At 47.1% G+C, this 17,058-nt stretch carries 8 protein-coding genes; all 8 read right to left on the bottom strand.

All coding sequences use genetic code 11. The annotated features are described in order from the left end of the window. Positions 1–35 precede the first annotated feature (35 nt). The gene (locus tag C7460_RS17665; protein WP_115869461.1) at positions 36–1,964 is read right to left on the bottom strand and encodes a RagB/SusD family nutrient uptake outer membrane protein; all 1,929 of its coding nucleotides are present in this window, start codon (positions 1,962–1,964) and stop codon (positions 36–38) included. A gap of 18 nt (positions 1,965–1,982) precedes the next feature. After that, a complete protein-coding gene (locus C7460_RS17660) occupies positions 1,983–5,153 on the bottom strand; it encodes a SusC/RagA family TonB-linked outer membrane protein (RefSeq protein ID WP_245986441.1) in 3,171 nt (1,056 codons plus the stop codon). Positions 5,154–5,764: 611 nt separating this feature from the next. Then, complete coding sequence (locus C7460_RS17655) at positions 5,765–6,700, bottom strand: ROK family protein (protein WP_115869459.1); 936 nt, start codon at positions 6,698–6,700, stop codon at positions 5,765–5,767. A gap of 55 nt (positions 6,701–6,755) precedes the next feature. Then, positions 6,756–11,726: an InlB B-repeat-containing protein gene (locus tag C7460_RS17650; RefSeq protein WP_115869458.1), complete on the bottom strand. Its 4,971-nt coding sequence runs from the start codon at positions 11,724–11,726 to the stop codon at positions 6,756–6,758. A gap of 289 nt (positions 11,727–12,015) precedes the next feature. Next, positions 12,016–12,180 carry a PID-CTERM protein-sorting domain-containing protein gene (locus tag C7460_RS23850; RefSeq protein WP_170148085.1) on the bottom strand — a complete coding sequence of 55 codons (165 nt, stop codon included), beginning with the start codon at positions 12,178–12,180 and terminating at the stop codon, positions 12,016–12,018. A gap of 19 nt (positions 12,181–12,199) precedes the next feature. Then, on the bottom strand, positions 12,200–14,461 hold the full coding sequence (locus C7460_RS17645; protein ID WP_115869457.1) for an autotransporter outer membrane beta-barrel domain-containing protein: 2,262 nt from the start codon (positions 14,459–14,461) through the stop codon (positions 12,200–12,202). 182 nt (positions 14,462–14,643) lie between these two features. Continuing rightward, positions 14,644–16,053: a sulfatase gene (locus tag C7460_RS17640; RefSeq protein WP_115869456.1), complete on the bottom strand. Its 1,410-nt coding sequence runs from the start codon at positions 16,051–16,053 to the stop codon at positions 14,644–14,646. Positions 16,054–16,184: 131 nt separating this feature from the next. Next, positions 16,185–16,997 carry a metallophosphoesterase gene (locus C7460_RS17635; RefSeq protein ID WP_170148084.1) on the bottom strand — a complete coding sequence of 271 codons (813 nt, stop codon included), beginning with the start codon at positions 16,995–16,997 and terminating at the stop codon, positions 16,185–16,187. Positions 16,998–17,058 lie beyond the last annotated feature (61 nt).

Here is a 17,058-nt window from a genome sequence, read left to right as displayed (position 1 = left end):
TTATCCTGCCGACGGTCTGTCCTGTTTTTTTTAGCTTACCAACCCGGGTTTTGAGTGAGTTGGTTGAGTCCGAGGTTATCGATTCTGCGATAGTATTCTCTGTGCACAAAAGTTTGTGGAGAGTTCGGACGGATGTCTTTACGCAAGAAGATGTACTTTGGAGGACTTTCACGCAAGTCCAACACCGGCACTAGCGCATGAGTACGCGTCTGATCAAAATACGTATGGAATTCTCTTCTGCGAATCATGTCCCAAAACAGCTTGTTTTCGAACGCCAACTCCACTACCCGCTCACGCTGAACATTTTCTACTGATAATGGAATGTTATCAGAATGTCCTGCTCTGCGACGAAGCGCATTGATAGCTGCAGTGGCCACATCTGCATCACCCAGACCGCTTTCTACCTGAGCTTCCGCGTAATTAAGCATCACTTCGGCCAGTCTAAACTCCATGAAATCTGTAAAGCTTTGGTTCCATGCCGGCACAACAGGGTCTGTGCTTAGAAACTTTTTCAGGCCAAAGCCTGTGCTGGAATGATTGGATCCTGTAGGATCAAAACCAGAGTAGTCCGCCTGAGTAGCCCCACCAAAAGTATGGTAGGTCACACCATCGATTTCCATGCTCAACTTGGTATCAGTCTTAAACTCCCCATCTGGCTGAATGTATCCATTTTGGTAGACGATCTCCACACCTTTCCACTCTGCGCCTGGTAGCATCACACTGCCAAAAAGTCGCGCATCTTTTCCCTGGAAGATGTCCATTGGGTGATCAAATTTCAAGTATTCACGAGCGGGATCATATCCCAGATAGTTCGTGACATCTCCGTCTATGGTTGTTTCGATAGGGTCGCTGACTCCACCTCCACCGTAGGACTCAAACATGTCTACGAAATCCAGCGTAGGACAAAAACGTCCTGGGTGCGGCCATCCGTTTCGTGTTTGGTTTGGATTAAACCAGATGTCGTAGTTATTCCCCAAAAAGTCTCCGGGAGAGGCTTTTCCTTTGATAAAAATGGCTTCTGTGCCTATTGCAAGGTTTGGATTTTCGAACATCTCACGGAAGTTTTCTGCCGCCTCTTCCGGCCCACCCGGGCTGGCTTTGTACAACTCAAACGGTCCATCCATCAATGCCTTGGAGGCATCCAGACACTGCTGGTAGTAGTTGGCAGCCTCACTGGCAGGTATACCCACCAGCCCCTGCTCCACAGCGGGTCCTACCAGATCCGCCTGTGCCCCAAACTTAGCGATTGAAGCCGCATGCAAAGCAGCTCTAGACTTCAGTGCAAGTGCCACCCATTTGGTCGCTTTTCTATAATTCGGATCTTCTACCCCTTCAAGATTTTGTATAGCTACATCACACTCAGAAAGGATAAAATCCCAGGTCTCTTTTTCTGTGGATCTACTGACTAACAACGCATCAGGATCACCTTCGTAGATTTGACGCTCTTTAATAATCGGTACTCCACCATAACGCTTGGCCAGGCCAAAATATGCAAAGGCACGGATGAATGAAGCCTCACCTAAATACTGTTGCTTGGTAGGTTCATCCACATTGAGGTCTGGAATAATCTCTATCAAAGCATTGGTGTTACGTATCAGTGTCCACGGAGTAAAGGTTTTGTCCGGTCGCGCATTATCTTCTACTTTCCACCATTCGCCATAGTCACCATTCACAAAAAGGTTTCTACCACTGTGATTGGCCCAGGGAGTGAGCATTGCCAGCACTTCTCCGGCATTGTTTGGCCCACCGTAATTAACTTCAAATCCCTGCTTGGGGTAATAATTTAGATCTTCTACCGGCATGCGGTAATACAAGTCTGCCATGTAGAGTTCGGTACCTGCAGGATCTGAAAACAGGTCCTGAGCAGTGATTTTATCGAACGGCTCTACATCTAGTGCATCGTGGCATCCTACTGCAAGAAAGGTAGATGCAACCAGCGATAATATATATTTAGCTTTTTTCATTTCTTTGGATGTTAGTCGTTAGAAAGTAATGTTTAGGCCCACGGTATAGGTTTTGGCTAGTGGATAGCCAAAGCCCGCATCATAGCTCAAGCCAGGACCATTGTTGGTACGCTCTGGATCGTGAGGTTTCACCCAGGGATCAGTAAGCGTAATCAGGTTAAAACCTGTGGTATAAAGTCTCATAGAAGCGATTCCGGTCTTTTTGATAAGCTCCGTGTTGAAGGTGTAGCCCAACTGCACGCTTTTGAGTCTTAGGTAGGTGGCATTTCTTCTCCACATGCTGTGCTCACTGTAGGTCATGCCTGGCATTGAGTCAATGTTTCTTGGCACTGGCCATTCACCTGCTATCCACTCACTGTCCTGATTGTAAGGATCTTCTTTCCTCCAGCTATCGTAGAAGTATGCTGGCGTATTGCCTCTGAAGGCAAAGATTTGACCGTATACTTCTCGGAACCTCAAGGTATGACCGGCCTGACCTTGTAGCAACATGTTGAAATCAAAGCCTTTGTAAAACAGGTCAAGGTTTAAACCATACTGATGGCGAGGTGTACCGTCTGAAAGGATTGGCGAAAGGTCATCGCCATTGATGATTCCGTCACCATTCACGTCATTGTATCGAAAATCTCCGGGCAAGGCACGTGTGATGTTCCCATCGCTACCGTTTTGCATGGCAGAGTTGCGCAGCTCGTCTTCGTTTTGGAACTGGCCAGCATAGTCGTATGCCCAAACAATACCTTGCCATCTGTCTGCACGCTGGTTTCTCCACTTACTGTAGCTGTTGGTGAAAGTTTCTCCCTCCCGATGAACGGCTTTCGTGCGATTGAAGGTGTAGTTAGCAGACACATTGTAAGAAAGCTCTCCGATGTTGCATTTGTAACCTACAATCATTTCCCATCCACGAGTGAGATTACTATTTAGGTTTTCCTCGGGCAGTTCACCTCCGTAAGTATCAGGAAGTGATATGTTTTTACGAGCTGGTATGCCTTTAAGGTGTCTTTGGAAGACATCTGCCGACAGGGTCAGTTTGTTATCCCAAAGCCCTACGTCTATTCCCGCATTGATGGTTTCAGCTGTTTGCCACGAAAGTTTTGCATTGGCTGGAGCCGGAGCTGAGATTCCGAATAGTTGCACGCCATCCTCAAATTCGTAAGGACCGCCACTGTTTACAGAATAGCCCTCTACATACTGAAATGGAAGTCCTTCAGGTCCTCCCACGGTACCAAAAGATCCGCGTATTTTCAGGTTTGACAGCATCGCCACATTATCTCGGATGAATGATTCCTCAGAGATTCTCCATCCCAGTGACATCATGGGGAACAGCCCCCATCTGTTGGAAGGCGCATATCTAAACTCGCCCATATATCTGGCAGCAGCTTCCAGCAGATATTTGTTGGCATAGCTATAGTTGACTCGCCCGATGTAAGACACATCCGCTCCATTCCAGGGATTGGAGCCGCTTTCCATGCGTAATCCAGCGAATTCTAATACGTCTTTGGTATAGAAATCTCCATAGTACCTTCTGATCCAGTATTCTTCTCTATTGTGCTGGTTTTGCTCATAAACAAGGACCGCATTCACATCATGTTTGGTACCGAACTTACGATCAAAGTTGATATATCCCTGAAAAGTCAGGTACTGATTGAGTCTATTCCGGTGCTGGATGTTTCCAGATCCATCGCGGTATTTGTTTTTTACGTATCCGGCTGCCGAGTCATAAGTATAGAGAAAATATGGCTTAGCGAGGTTTTTTGCCTCATAGTTGTTGAGGTCATAAGATGCTACCCCTTTGAAGGAAAGTCCCTCTAAAAATGGTGCTTTGTACTCCAAGGAAAAAGAAGACTGTAAGCTTTGAGTCTCTTCCTCCGCGTAGCCTGTAATGTCACGCTCGGCTAAGGCTACTGGATTTTGATCCAAATAGATCACTGCCGGATATTCAGGGTTTCCATTGGCATATGGCCCTTCGGTGGGTAAGCTTACCCTGGAACCTTTAAAGATGTTGAAAAAGCCCGTTCCCGGTTGCGTTTTAGTACTGTGACGTACCCCTAACAGGAGTTGTGCTTCCAGATTGTCCGTCAACTGCGTGGTGATATTGGAGCGTAGGTTGTAGCGCTTGTAACCCATATCCTCACTTTTGAGCAGGCCATTTTCACGCAAGTGCTCGAAACCCACATAGTACCCTACTTTATCGCCACCTCCGGTTACAGACAGGTTGTATTGCTGAAAATCAGCTCGATCTTTCATAACCTCATCGTACCAGTTAGTGCTTTCATAACCAGGGCCACCTTCTTGCCATTTGGCTAGCTCTTCCTGAGATATCAACGGCGTGCGGTCGTTGTTGCCACGCTCATAAATCGTAGCATAGTTGGTCATCTCCATATACTGTGCGGCATTGGCCATGTCCGGCACGTTGGTTGGAGTAAGCGCGCCAAAGTTCATGTCAAACTTAAATTTTGGAGCCCCTTTGGTTCCTTTCTTGGTGGTAACCAGAATTACACCGTTTGCAGCGCCTAGTCCGTAAATAGCAGCAGAGGCATCCTTGAGCACGGTGATGCTCTCGATATCGTTGGCATTGAGCTGCTGAAACTCTCCCTTGCCTTCCCGACGAATACCGTCAATTACGTAAATCGGGTTTCCAAACCCACGGATATTGATGTCATTGTCAAAAACCCCTGGCTGGCCACTTGCCTGACGGATATTTAGGCCTGCAACTTTTCCCTGGAGCTTTTGTGCCAAACTGGTGTGGTTGGTTGTTTGAATGTTTTCATTTCCGATTACAGAAACAGCGGAGGTCAGGCTGGCTTTGTTTTGTGTGGAGTACCCCACAACAACCACCTCTTCTAAATCTCCCAGATCCTCTGTAAGGCTCAGGTCGATGACCGATCGGCCATTTACAGCCATCTCTTCTGTTTTGTACCCAATAAAGGAAACTGTGATGGTGCTTCCCTCCGGTACTTGTAGTGAATACTTACCATCTATATCTGTGGTGGTACCCGTGGTGGTACCTTTTACTACGATAGTAGCTCCGGGCAATCCCGATCCCGTCTCATCTGTCACTGTCCCGGACACTTTCAGGTCGTTGGGACTTGCGGACTGTGCCATGGCAGCAATACTACTCATGCCAACAACCGCCAAGAATGCGAATAGCCATAATGTCTTGCGCACTATGGACTGTTGTACTGCTTTTCTCATAATTTTATCATTAAGTCAAAAACTAATGTCGGAAGTATTGTAAGCGGTTCAAGGTGTTCCCGGTATGCTCTTGTTCCTCCTGCACCTCGACGTTAGTGTAAGGTTTTTGGTGTTATGATTTTTAATTGCATTTCGAACTTAGGACGGTGGGATTAATTACAGCTTAAAATGGAATTAACTCATTAATTAAATTCAAAAAAGGCATCAAAATGCAATTTTTGAAGCTTTATTGGCTAAAAATTCACAAATTTTCAAAGAAAGGTGCTTAACAAAAATACCGATCTAGGGGCAGATATTTGGGGCATTAATTACCGATTAATTGGATGTTATGCCCGAACAGGTGCGGACTTGTAGCGAACTGGAAATAATGGCTGTAGCTAAAGTGAATTCGTGCTTGATTAGATACTGCTATGCCATGAATTTCACCTCCAATACCTCGCTGATTTGCTATTGAAACTTCAGGAATATTTAAAAGCCACGGGCATATAGCTTAACCAAACCCGGCTGGTTTCGAATACCATAAAAGCATCTTATCCCAGAGTCGAAAAACAAAGAAACCCCGGCGAAGCTCACCAGGGTTCCTAACATCTATTTCAACTAATTGAGGAGAATTATTGACTCGGTAGATCGTCTTTAATCTGTGTCCAAAAGTCATCATTGAGCAATCGGGCACTTCCGGCAATGGCTGCCTCTTCCAATTGATCGGAAACAAGGCACCTGATGTGAATACCGCGGTGCTCAAAAGCTTTTCCCAACCAGGGCTCTATGCGGTTCCAGGCCCTGGAAATATTTCCACCTATCACGATCACTTCCGGCTGGAATCCAGTGATCCAGGGGGCCATAAACTGCACCAGGTTCTCAGCAAAGGTTTTGAAAACACCTTCTACTACCCCCTGACGTGGATGGGCTACCATTTCTTTTACTCCGGCTACACGCTCACCAAGGCGCAGCTCAAACTCATTTACAAACCAACGCGTAGAAAAATACTCATCTGCAATTCCCGACTGAAAGGGAGCGTCCCACAGGCATCCATTTGCCGGCACGCCGGTACCATGAGCCACGGGTGCCCCGTTATGGATAAAAGCCGAACCAAATCCAGTACCTAGCGTCATGCAGATCGCTTTAGACGTGCCTTTAGCTGCCCCAAACCAGGATGTACCCACTGCAAAAGCTGTGGCATCATTGATAAATCGCAGCGATATATTCTTTTTGGAAAGGTAGGCGGGCAATTCGTCTACCACACTTACTCCATACAGGTTTTCATATTTGTCGTTGCCCGAGTACAGTGCTATTCCATCGCGGTAATTGAATGCTCCCGGCATCCCAAATCCAATACCATCTATGGCTGCATCACCGATCTTTTCTAAACACTGATTGATCGGCCGAGCCCATTGTTCAAATACCAATTCTTTGGTAGCCTTATTATCCAGGTCCGCCTCAAAGTGGGTACCAGCCACCAGCTCTCCGGTAGCTAAATCTACTCCACCGCATGCGATATGAGACCCTCCAACATCCACTCCTATTCCTATCAGACTTGCATTATTCATTCTTATATCAATTACTTATTCAAACTTGCTATTAACCAGCTATTCCATATGCCCATTACCTGAGCAGTAGTCGTGTACTGGCCGATGTACCCTCTCGAAACTGCACCGTCACCAAAAGCATGCGCTCGCCAGATACGTCCTGCAACAATCGCACTGTTTGGTAATCGGCAGAAGCGCTAATCGACACCTCGCTACCAGCAAGTGTGTGAACAGCAATGCCCACCACTTCTTTGGTAGCAGTGAGGAAAAAGTGATCTGTTGCCGGATTTGGATAAACGGTAAAAGCTTCTACTGTAGCATGAAGTGGAATTGGCTTAAACTCTGCTCGAATCGTATGCGAATCTTTGATTTTGGTAAACGTATAACTATTAACCACTCCTACAGACCGACCATCAACAAAGACGTCTCGGAGCTCGTAACCCTCAAATGGAGAGATCGCAAAAGTGGCGGTCTTACCTTCCAGCAAAGTCTGACTTCCCGGACTAATCGCCCCTCCTTCTGCAACCTCCACAGTGATGGTGTGATGAATGATTTTACGTTTGAAGCTCACGGCAATGCTGTGACTGGAGGTAACCGCACCGAACTGATAGCTTGATGATTGGCCTACGTATTCACCATCTACAAACACCTGATCGATTTCATAATCCTTGTCCGGGGTTATGACAAACTCCGGCGCACTTCCAAAAGCATAAGCGGCTGTACCTGACGGAGAAATGGACCCATTGGCACCGGCAGTTGCCGAAATCTGATAATAATGCTTTTCGAAAGTAGCACTGATCTGGTGAGCAGCATTTACGTCCGACAATGTGATTTTGCTTTGCGCTCCAACAGACTGTCCATCAACGGTAACATCCGCCAGCCTATGGCCAGACAGTGGATTAAACACAACTTCCCAACTTTCTCCAGCAAAGACCTCATGTGTACCTGGTGTCAGGCTTGACTCACCGCCATCACCTACAACTACCGTCACCTCATATGAGGTCCTGGCTGCAAACGCCACGTCCACCTGATGCGATTGCGTCACCGCACCCAGCTCAAACTGATATGCCTGACCTGGTGCCACATCAAATACCTGTGACTCACCATCCACCAGAACAGCTGATAGCTGATGACCTGTGGACGGGGTGAGCTGTAGCTTCAGATTGTTACCATCATTGACCAACAGCGTACCGGTTTGGGAACTATGCCCATCACCGGATACCGCCACCACTACGTCGTGTGCTGGTAGTTCTGTGAAGATCACCTCAAAGTTGATTTCCTGATCCAAATCCGCATAACATGCGCCTAATCCCAGGTGTAATTTCCAGGTTCCGATTATATCAGGTTGGTTGGAGGTGGCGGCTATTTTAGGATCTTCGTTGATCGGCATTAAATCCCCATTTGGCTGTTCCCATTGGTAATCACCATAATCCTCCATCGGCTGTAAAGCCAAACTTTGATCAGCTCGTACAACTACCTGATTATCAACTGAAATTGCATCCTCATCGAGGACATATCCGATTTGCGCATTCGTCAATGACGGATCATATGCATAGGCGATTTTCGTGGTAGCTTCTACCTGAGAGCACGCCAGGGGACTAAATGTCAACTGCCCCTGCAGGGATGATGAAACCACATAGTCATAAGTAGCTGTTGAGCTTAGCGTTACCTTCTCAGCATTGGGTAGCTGGGCAGAAACAGCCAATGGTGATGCAGCCATGTACGGATGGGCATTTGGCAACTGGTTTCCAATTTCCCACCGGTGACTTAGGTACCCTTCCAGCACGTTTCGTTCTGACTGCTCCATCGCATAGTCATAAAACATAACCTCTGAAATAGGTCCTTTATGAAAGCGGCTGGAGTTGGCATTCCCCTTATCGGAAAGACCCAGGAAAATTTCATAAGCCGTCGTAATTTTCTCACCTGGTTCCATCGTAAGCGAGCGTTCGAATTTTCCATTGAGGTAAAAGCTGACCTCCCGGCCTTTTTTGGTCATTACGGCTACAAAATCAAACGGGAGCTCGTAGGTATTACCACCATAATAGGCACCCCCAGCTGATATCTCCGTTCTTCCATTTTCAGAAAAGCGCATGAACCAACCATCATCATATTTACTTTCGGTTTTATTACCGATCACATCGGCCCAGTTGTTGATTCCCTGTTGCTGCCCTACCATCGCCATGGTCCAGTCATCTTCCATAAAGTCGTCCTCCTCCGTAGTAAACAAGCGCAAGCCATCGGCATTGTCTTCCATACCAAACATCACGGCCGGAAGTCCGTTGAATCCATCCTTATCAAAATACGGCATGAGCGCTTCTGAATTGGCTACTACTTCATAGTCGTTTCCAGATCGGTCATCCCATTGCCCCACTTTTGCCCCATCGGCCAGCTCGCCGGCTGCTTCCAACGCAAATGCATCCAGCCAAAGGATCGGCTCAAAAGGCATATCCACTTTTAGCGAGATCTGATCATTGTCACAAACTGTCATATCAGTTGCGAGGGTCCACGCTCCACCATTTTTACTGACCATCACATCAAATTCGGCTTGTGGCACTAGATAGGTAGCCACTGCTTCTTTTTTGGTGACACATGGCCTGTCACTGACTACACGCACCTGCAGTAAATCACCTGGCTCAAGTCCTGCATACTCCAGCTTTGAAGACCCTTCAGGGATTCTTACGTCATTTACAGACCAGATATAGGTTGGGCTTTGGCCCAGGTTTCCAGTCACGGCCTCAAAGGATTCAGGTACCGGATTACAACTACCTTCCGCCTCATATGCGAGCATCACACTCGCTGTAGTATGTGCCCGGAATTGCTCCCAGTCATAGTTGGGCCAGGCCTCGGCCGACCAGTCAACTAAACGGTTGATCAGCTCACAATCCACACCCAGAGCCGCAAAGCGAGGGATGAGGTAATACATCTTGTCCGTGTAATAGTATAAACCCAATTTGCTTTCAATGTTGACGAGCTCTCCCGACTTGGAGGCCGGTTCCAGCTCGTTGGCACCTCCATGCGGTGACCTCCGATCCCATCTGCTAAGATCATTTTCAGGCTTGTCCATTTCGCGTAGAAATTGACGCAGGAGTGCATCCAAAACCATTCGCTGCATTCCGGGCTTAATCTCATCAAGCAGCGCAGGAAAAGCCCCCGGTTCGAAACCGGAGAAGGAATTATTGTCATCTAGCCCATAAAACCAATGCGGCAATTGCTGACGTGCTCTAAATCCTCTCCCGCTGTTCGGACCTTTATTCTTTTTATTCGTCCGCAATTGATACATCGAATTGAGCGAGTGATAGTAGCGAATGGGTTCGTAGATTCCCGAACTGGAAGAGGCTCGTTTGATAAAATCCAATTGATATTGCCAGTCCATTGGTTCATTGCCACCGGTGTTTCCATTGCCACCATTGAGTACCAACTGCAGCTGATACCACGCTGTAGACTCATAGTGACCCGTTTTGCGCGGTTGGCCTACAAACTCATCACAGTTTACCGTGGTGATACATGACGTAAAATGTGGAGGAACTTCAAACACATTGTAATCAATACCTACCCACTGCCAGCCCCGTGGATTGAGCTCATCATAATCCTCCTCTATGGCGAACCACCTGGCCTTGTCTCGTAGTTCATAGACATTCATAAACTCAAAATTCTTTACAGCTAGTAGTCTGGCAAGGCTGGTTACGGCCATTTCTATCGGGATGTCATCGGGGATATGTGCCACCCGGTCGTTGTAGCGATTGTTGCGGACTGCATCGCCACCGGTCCGCCAGTGCCGCACCTGACCTTCGGTCTGATCCATAAAATGGCGGAAATGTCGATGAAAAATCCGTAACTCATTTTGAAGCTCAGATTTGTCTCGTTGCTCCAGCGGCATAGCATTGAGGTAGTCAAAAATGCGTTTCAGGCCCTCTCGCGGCTGAATAGCTACGGTAGTATTGTGGTAGTAGTCGTTTACAGAAAAAGCATCCATTGGATGCACCAGTGGCAACCAATGCTTCCAGTCTGGCAGCTGCACAGCCAGCGGCATGAGGGTGCGATCCTCCATGTTATCTGAATCAAAATAATCAGCTATGGTCACACTATCGATTCCATCGGGAAACATGTAAGGGAGCATGTCTTCATCTTTTTCCAATACTGCATTGAGCCCCGCTCCCGCAGCCCATTCATCGATGGTTTTGTCGGCTAAAGCCGGACCTGGCTGATACGGGGGGTTCCATGGACGACCGTAGCGTTCCAATCCATCAATCTCTCCAGAAAGCGAACGGATATAAGAAGCTATCTTTTTTCCCTCCTCTTCACTTAGCAAATGAAATTTTGAACGCTCGATTATCGACTCATTGCTATAGCTGAAATACTCCAGATCGTACCCATTGGACACATGACAGTCTGCACAAGTCGCTTTCATCTCTACGGCAGGTTGCAGGTCATAAGCATACCATACACCGAGGGTATCTTCATTTAAGTAGTTGCTCCAAAGTGTGGCGTTTTCCCAAAGTTCTTTTCCTTCTGCTATGGCACTCGCATCGGTGTAGGGCGCCTCCCAGGTGAAAGGATCATCTTGCACAAAAGCCTCCTTCCCAAGTAAACGTGCACCTCCTGCATCAAGAAGGTTAAAATCTACCACCCGATACCCGTTGGATATTCCGTCTGATCGGTTAAACCTAAAACTCAAAACGTTTTCACCTGAGTCCAGCGATATAGGAATGCTCAACCGAATGGTATTAAACCCTCCGTGAACCATACCCCCTCGGGCCTCCTCTTGATACTGCATGGTGACAGACTCATGGTTAAGGTCATACCATGCGCCATCATTTACTTTTATGGAAGCCTTGTTTTCGTAAGAAAGGTTATTGATTTGCAGCCAAAGCGTGGAGGCCTGACTTGCAGTATTCTGATCCAGATATAACATCCTGTCCACGACCTTGCCTTGCTCCCCGATAACTTCTACAGGTAGCTTCACCGGCTGAGCCATTGCGAGTGTCACTACCCATAGCAAGAGGATGGAAAGCATGTATTTTAAATGAATATATTTTAGGTATGCCATGATGGACCAGTTTTGAAAAGCGCCAGTACAAACTGGTCTTTTCGGTTTAGTTTAAGTTTCTGTGGTGACTAATAAAAGATGCGGCGATTAATGCCGGGTAAATCCTCAATTAATTTTGAATAAAACGTTTGTTAATAGGTAAACACAGGGAATTATTCCCTGTGTTTTGGGTTGGTGGTCTATATAAAAAGTGGTAGTCTCCTTCAATTAGCCTTACTTAATGTTAACACACATTATCGATTAAAAGAATCACAGAGCAGGCATCAGCCCGCTCTGCAAAAAATGATTCTTAGGGTTTTCTGCGATCGATCAGTTTTTTGACCCCATAAGCCCCGCCAGCAGCCAGGAGTATACTCAGCCCACCATCGATAGGTGTAGCTGGAGGTGCGCCTTGAGCTAAAACAGGTATGCTGATCAATAGGACGATTGCGGAAAGTATATAATTCGTTTTCATTGGAGTAGTGGTTAGTGGTTTAGTAGACAAACTTGATGCTGGTAAGCTCCCGGCCATTGACAACCTTGAGGATGAACACTTTGCCTGATTCCAATGGCACCATTGCAGACCAACTTCCCAGGTGATCAGGGGTTACCGCCAATGCCTCGAAACAAGCTTTTCCCGAAAGGTCAAACAAATGCAGGTCTTGAAGACCAGTCTCCAGCCCTGCAATTGTCAGCTGGGAGCCATCGTTGAAGACACGCACGTCCGTAGAACCTTGCGCAGACAAAATCCCACTCTTGCGCAAGTGAGCCGTCATCTGCCCGTTTCCAGCGGGCAGCTCGAGTGTCACCGCTTGCCCCATACCAAGTACATAGCTTTTATGAGCTACCTCAATGATCAGGTCATACCCTGCGGGGATACCTTGCATTTCTGCCACCGATAAGGAATATGTACCCGCTTGCTCTAGCTCATAGCCCAGCGCTACGGTGAGCTCCTCACTTGTGAGCTCTGGCAATCCCTGGATAGCCAGTCGTTGATCATTCAGCAATGAATAAAAGGAGAAAGCATCATTGCCTTTCAACTTCACAGCGTCGTAGCGTTTGTCAAAACCTGTGGTAGCATCGGCTCTAAAACCGATCAAAAGTTCATTGTAAAATTCCCCGGCAAGTGCCAGTTTCAAATGACTGCTTGCTTTTGCCTTACGGAAAAAGCTGTTGTTATTTCCTGACACACGCTGACTTTCATTGAAGGTCACAGATGCATCTGCAGTTTCACTGGTAACCTGCACAAAAAATCCCTGACCACTGGCAATATAGCCGTGAAAGCTATCCCCGGAGGGGCCATTATTAACTGTTCCGATAGCATTTGCCGTGATGTAGTCACTGTTGGTACGGCGCCCGGCATTAGACCCACCGTCATCCCACAGGTAAATGGCATTATTGATTACGGTACTGTTATCCGCCAAAAAAGTCTCTACATTAATCGCTGCAGCATATGGGTTGCTCACGAGGTTCCATCCTCTGTCTGAGGTAGAAGCAGCTGCTGCTACAGTATGCGACAATCCTGAGACTACCACCGATCCGGAATTGGGTGCACCGACAAAGGAAAGTGACTGGGTAAATGCCTGTGTATAGCCTACTCCCGGCACAAGCTCAGTGTTGGCAGCGTCAATCCACCGGCTGAGTCCACTATCGGTATCATAATTTTGCGTTTCGTCATAGCTATATACCGAAGTACCCAGTAGGCTCCCTGTAATGGCTGCATCCTGCTGCACAGGTGAGCCTACAAAGCTGTATTTTCCATCTGCATAGCGCGTATCTCGATAAATGGTTGCATTACCCGCCCAGCTGTTGGCTTCATAAGTAAGCAATGATGCCCCAGAGGCCACCGAAAGAGACCCTTCTACTAGTACATCACCCTGCACATCTAGCGTACCCGAGGCAATATTGACTAATGCATTTACCCCTATGGATAGGTTGTTGCAAGTAAAACCTTCTCCATCGTAAGCTGCGCTGATGATGGCGTTGACGCCTGCGGATGGAGCACCGTTAGTCCAGCTTCCGTTCCAGGTGGTGGGAGCAATAGCCGTCACGAAAATATCCCCATCGATCTTTTCTACAACCACAGTACCGGACCCGCCATAGGCCGTGATGCGCCCATTCGCTACATAATTTGTGGTAAAAGCATCGACAGTAAGTCCTGTGGTAATCTTAACAGTACCTTCTTCGATATCCATCACCGATCCATCTTTGATGGAATTGGTATCATGAAACTGTGCACAGTTCAGGTTTCCACTTTTGACGTTTACATAGCCAACACCTCCGTCCCATCCGAGACCGGTCATGGACGTCACATTGACTGTGCCCCCTGTGATGTTGACAGTTCCCTCGCCACCGGCGATGAGCCCTACCCACATATGCTGACCAAACGTGATGGTCCCTCCTGATTCTACAATAAGTTCTGCCTGATCATTGTAGCCAATAGCTGACCAGATGGTATTGTCGGTGGTAAGTGTACCCCCATCCTGTATACGTAGGATTTCGCCTACATTATTGTCTCCCATTACCAGCTGATAAACTGCCTGAGTATCGGTGACTTTACAATCCTGTGCTCCGGGCACATTCAGCACCACCTTGATGGTGTTATCCGGCACAGTACCTGTAGTCCAGTTGGCGGCTTCATTGAAGTTGCCCGTACTAGACGAATTGGCAGCCGGGTTCCAGACCGCAGTAGTCTGCCCAAAGACCACCGAAGTAGCACTGAGCAAGACCAACGCAAAGAGTGTTTTCATGTTCATACTGAAAAAAGATTTAGTTATGGTTAGTGATAGTGTTTAAGTCCTGAAAAAGGCCCTAAACCTGCGGTCAAATGTATTTGGAACAACTAAAGATTTACTTAAAATCCACTTAACCAAAGACTTAATTTTGCCATAATCTCAAATAATTGCAGTTTAATTGAGGCCTTTATAGCAATCAGAGTTTATTCACTTTTTTGCCCCTTGTTTTTGAGCAGCAAGCTCAGCTCACTCACCACACTTGCGTGGGCAGGATCTTCGGCAAGGTTGACATACTCTTGTGGATCATTTTGCTGATTGTACAGCTCTTTTCCTTTTACACCTTCATCCCACTCAATGTATCTCCATTCCTCAGTTTTCACCATCCGGCCGGTGGTTTCACCTCGTAGTGTCGATGCGTATACTGCTTCTTTAAAACTTGCATTTGGATTATCTAAAAGCTGCGCAAAACTCTCGCCCTCTAAATGATCAGGCTTTTCAGATATGCCCATTAAATCCAAAAAGGTTGGGTAGAGATCAATAAACTCCACCAAAGCATTGGAAGTCTTGCCTGCCTCAGCAATTTTATTGCCTGCCACGATCAAGGGTGCGTTGGTTCCTTCCTCGTAGACCGTCACCTTATTCCACCAATTGTGCTCTCCCAGGTGATAGCCATGGTCTCCCATGAATACAATTAGCGTATTTTCGGCTTGACCTGTTGCCTCCAATGCATCCAGGAGTTTGCCCACCTGCGCATCCATAAAAGACACACATGCATAATAGGAACGAATAAACTCACGCTGCTCTTTTTCGGTCATGGTTTCATGAAACACCTTTGACCAGCCCGGCAAAGAGTGCTTGTAAGCCGGCTGCCACTGATCTGGCAGTACTGGGGGTGTACATTGCTCCAGCGTATACCAATCAAAGTATTTTTTTGGTGCTACATACGGATCATGCGGTTTATGAAAACCAACAGCTAGAAAAAACGGTTGGTCGCGCTTTTCATGCAGGAGTTCCACAGCCTTTTGGGCGATCCTACCATCTGCCTGGTCCTCATCATCCCCCTCTGCTGCCTGCCAGTAGCACCACGGCAATTGATCATCTGTAGGGTTCACCTTGAGGCCTTGCTTTCCTTTTTCTGTAGAACCATACTTGTAGTAAGCATTCCATGCAGCAGGGTCTTCGTGATCGGGTTCTTTGTCATGAAAAGTTTTACCCAAACCGATCGTCTCAAAGCCATTTTGGAGGAAAAGTTTAGGCAATGTTGGTCGGCCCTGAAGTTTAGGTTGCAGAGGCGTTACATTGTCTAGAATGCCAAGCGTCTCCGGCCTTAACCCAGACAGGAATGATCCGCGGCTCGGGCCGCAAACCGCAAAATTGCAATGGGCATTGGTGAAAGTAATCCCCCGACTTGCCAGTTTATCAATGTTGGGTGTGATGGCCAACGAATCTCCGTAGGCACCTAAAGTGGGCTTCAGGTCATCTACAATAATGAAAAGTACATTTTGATAAGTGGAATCGGTCGTTGGAGCTTTGACTCCACAGCCATTTAGCCAAATACCAATCAGCGGGGCATAAAAGAAAAAGCGTAACAGTTTGAAAGGTGATAAAACCATCAATAATGAGTTTAGGTAAAAATAAAATCATGAGACTGCAACACCATTGATTGCTGATCCCAAAGCTTCAATTCTAACCCGATTGGCTTAATGACTCATTAATATCCAATTAAGTACCACGAAACCGGTAATTATTTTTCTAATTGATACGAATTGATGAGCGAATCCAACGGCAGGAACTGATGCGTTACGGATTGTTCCGACACTTCCCACATTCTAAACCCTAAAGGAGTCTGATCAAAATTTTTACTGATCGTCTCACCGCCAACATAATTGACTCCATTGTGGTGATTGATCACTCTGCGGTGCGTATGACCTGCGAGGTATGCACTGACCTGGTGTTTTTCAAATAGCCCCATAAGTTCGGCACGAATGGGCAATGGCAAATTGAAGTAAGCTTCCTCCTCTTCCGGGTTTTCAAGAAACAAGGGGTAATGCCCCACGACAAAGACCGGCCCTTGGCCACTATGTCCTGCAAGCGTGGCTTCAAACCACTCCTGATGTTTTTCTGAAGCCCCTGCGAGTGGAGCTTTCCATAGCTGCGTATTGGTGACGATCACACGGCATCCTTTGTGGTCTTCGTAATAGTAGTCTGGCCCGATGGTGCGTCGGTAGACCTCCAGGGTACTGTCGCTGGGTGTATTCCCCACATCATGATTGCCCGGTGCGGGAAAGTATGGCATTTCGAACCCTTCAGCAATTAATAAGAAATCTTCAAAAGACTTAGCATCCCGGTCATCTACCAGATCACCACAAATCACCACGAAATCTGGCGCCAGGTTGTTGATGACATTGACAGCCTGACGAAAGCTAAGTGAATCTTGACTGTAGCCTCCAAAGCCCAGCTGCGTATCACATAGCTGTACAAAAGTAAAATCTCTTTTGGGCTCACCACACGCGGCAACTAACCAATAGAGTGCGATAACATATATGATCCGGCGCATTTGCATAGTTAAGAAGTAATAAAAAACAGTTTGGCTCCAGGTCAATGTCGCCAAACTGCTA

Origin of the sequence: Marinoscillum furvescens DSM 4134 (assembly GCF_003386095.1) — a bacterium.
Classification (GTDB): domain Bacteria; phylum Bacteroidota; class Bacteroidia; order Cytophagales; family Cyclobacteriaceae; genus Marinoscillum; species Marinoscillum furvescens.
The sequence above is the reverse complement of the archived record's forward strand: the minus strand, read 5'-3'. Positions and strand labels throughout refer to the sequence as shown.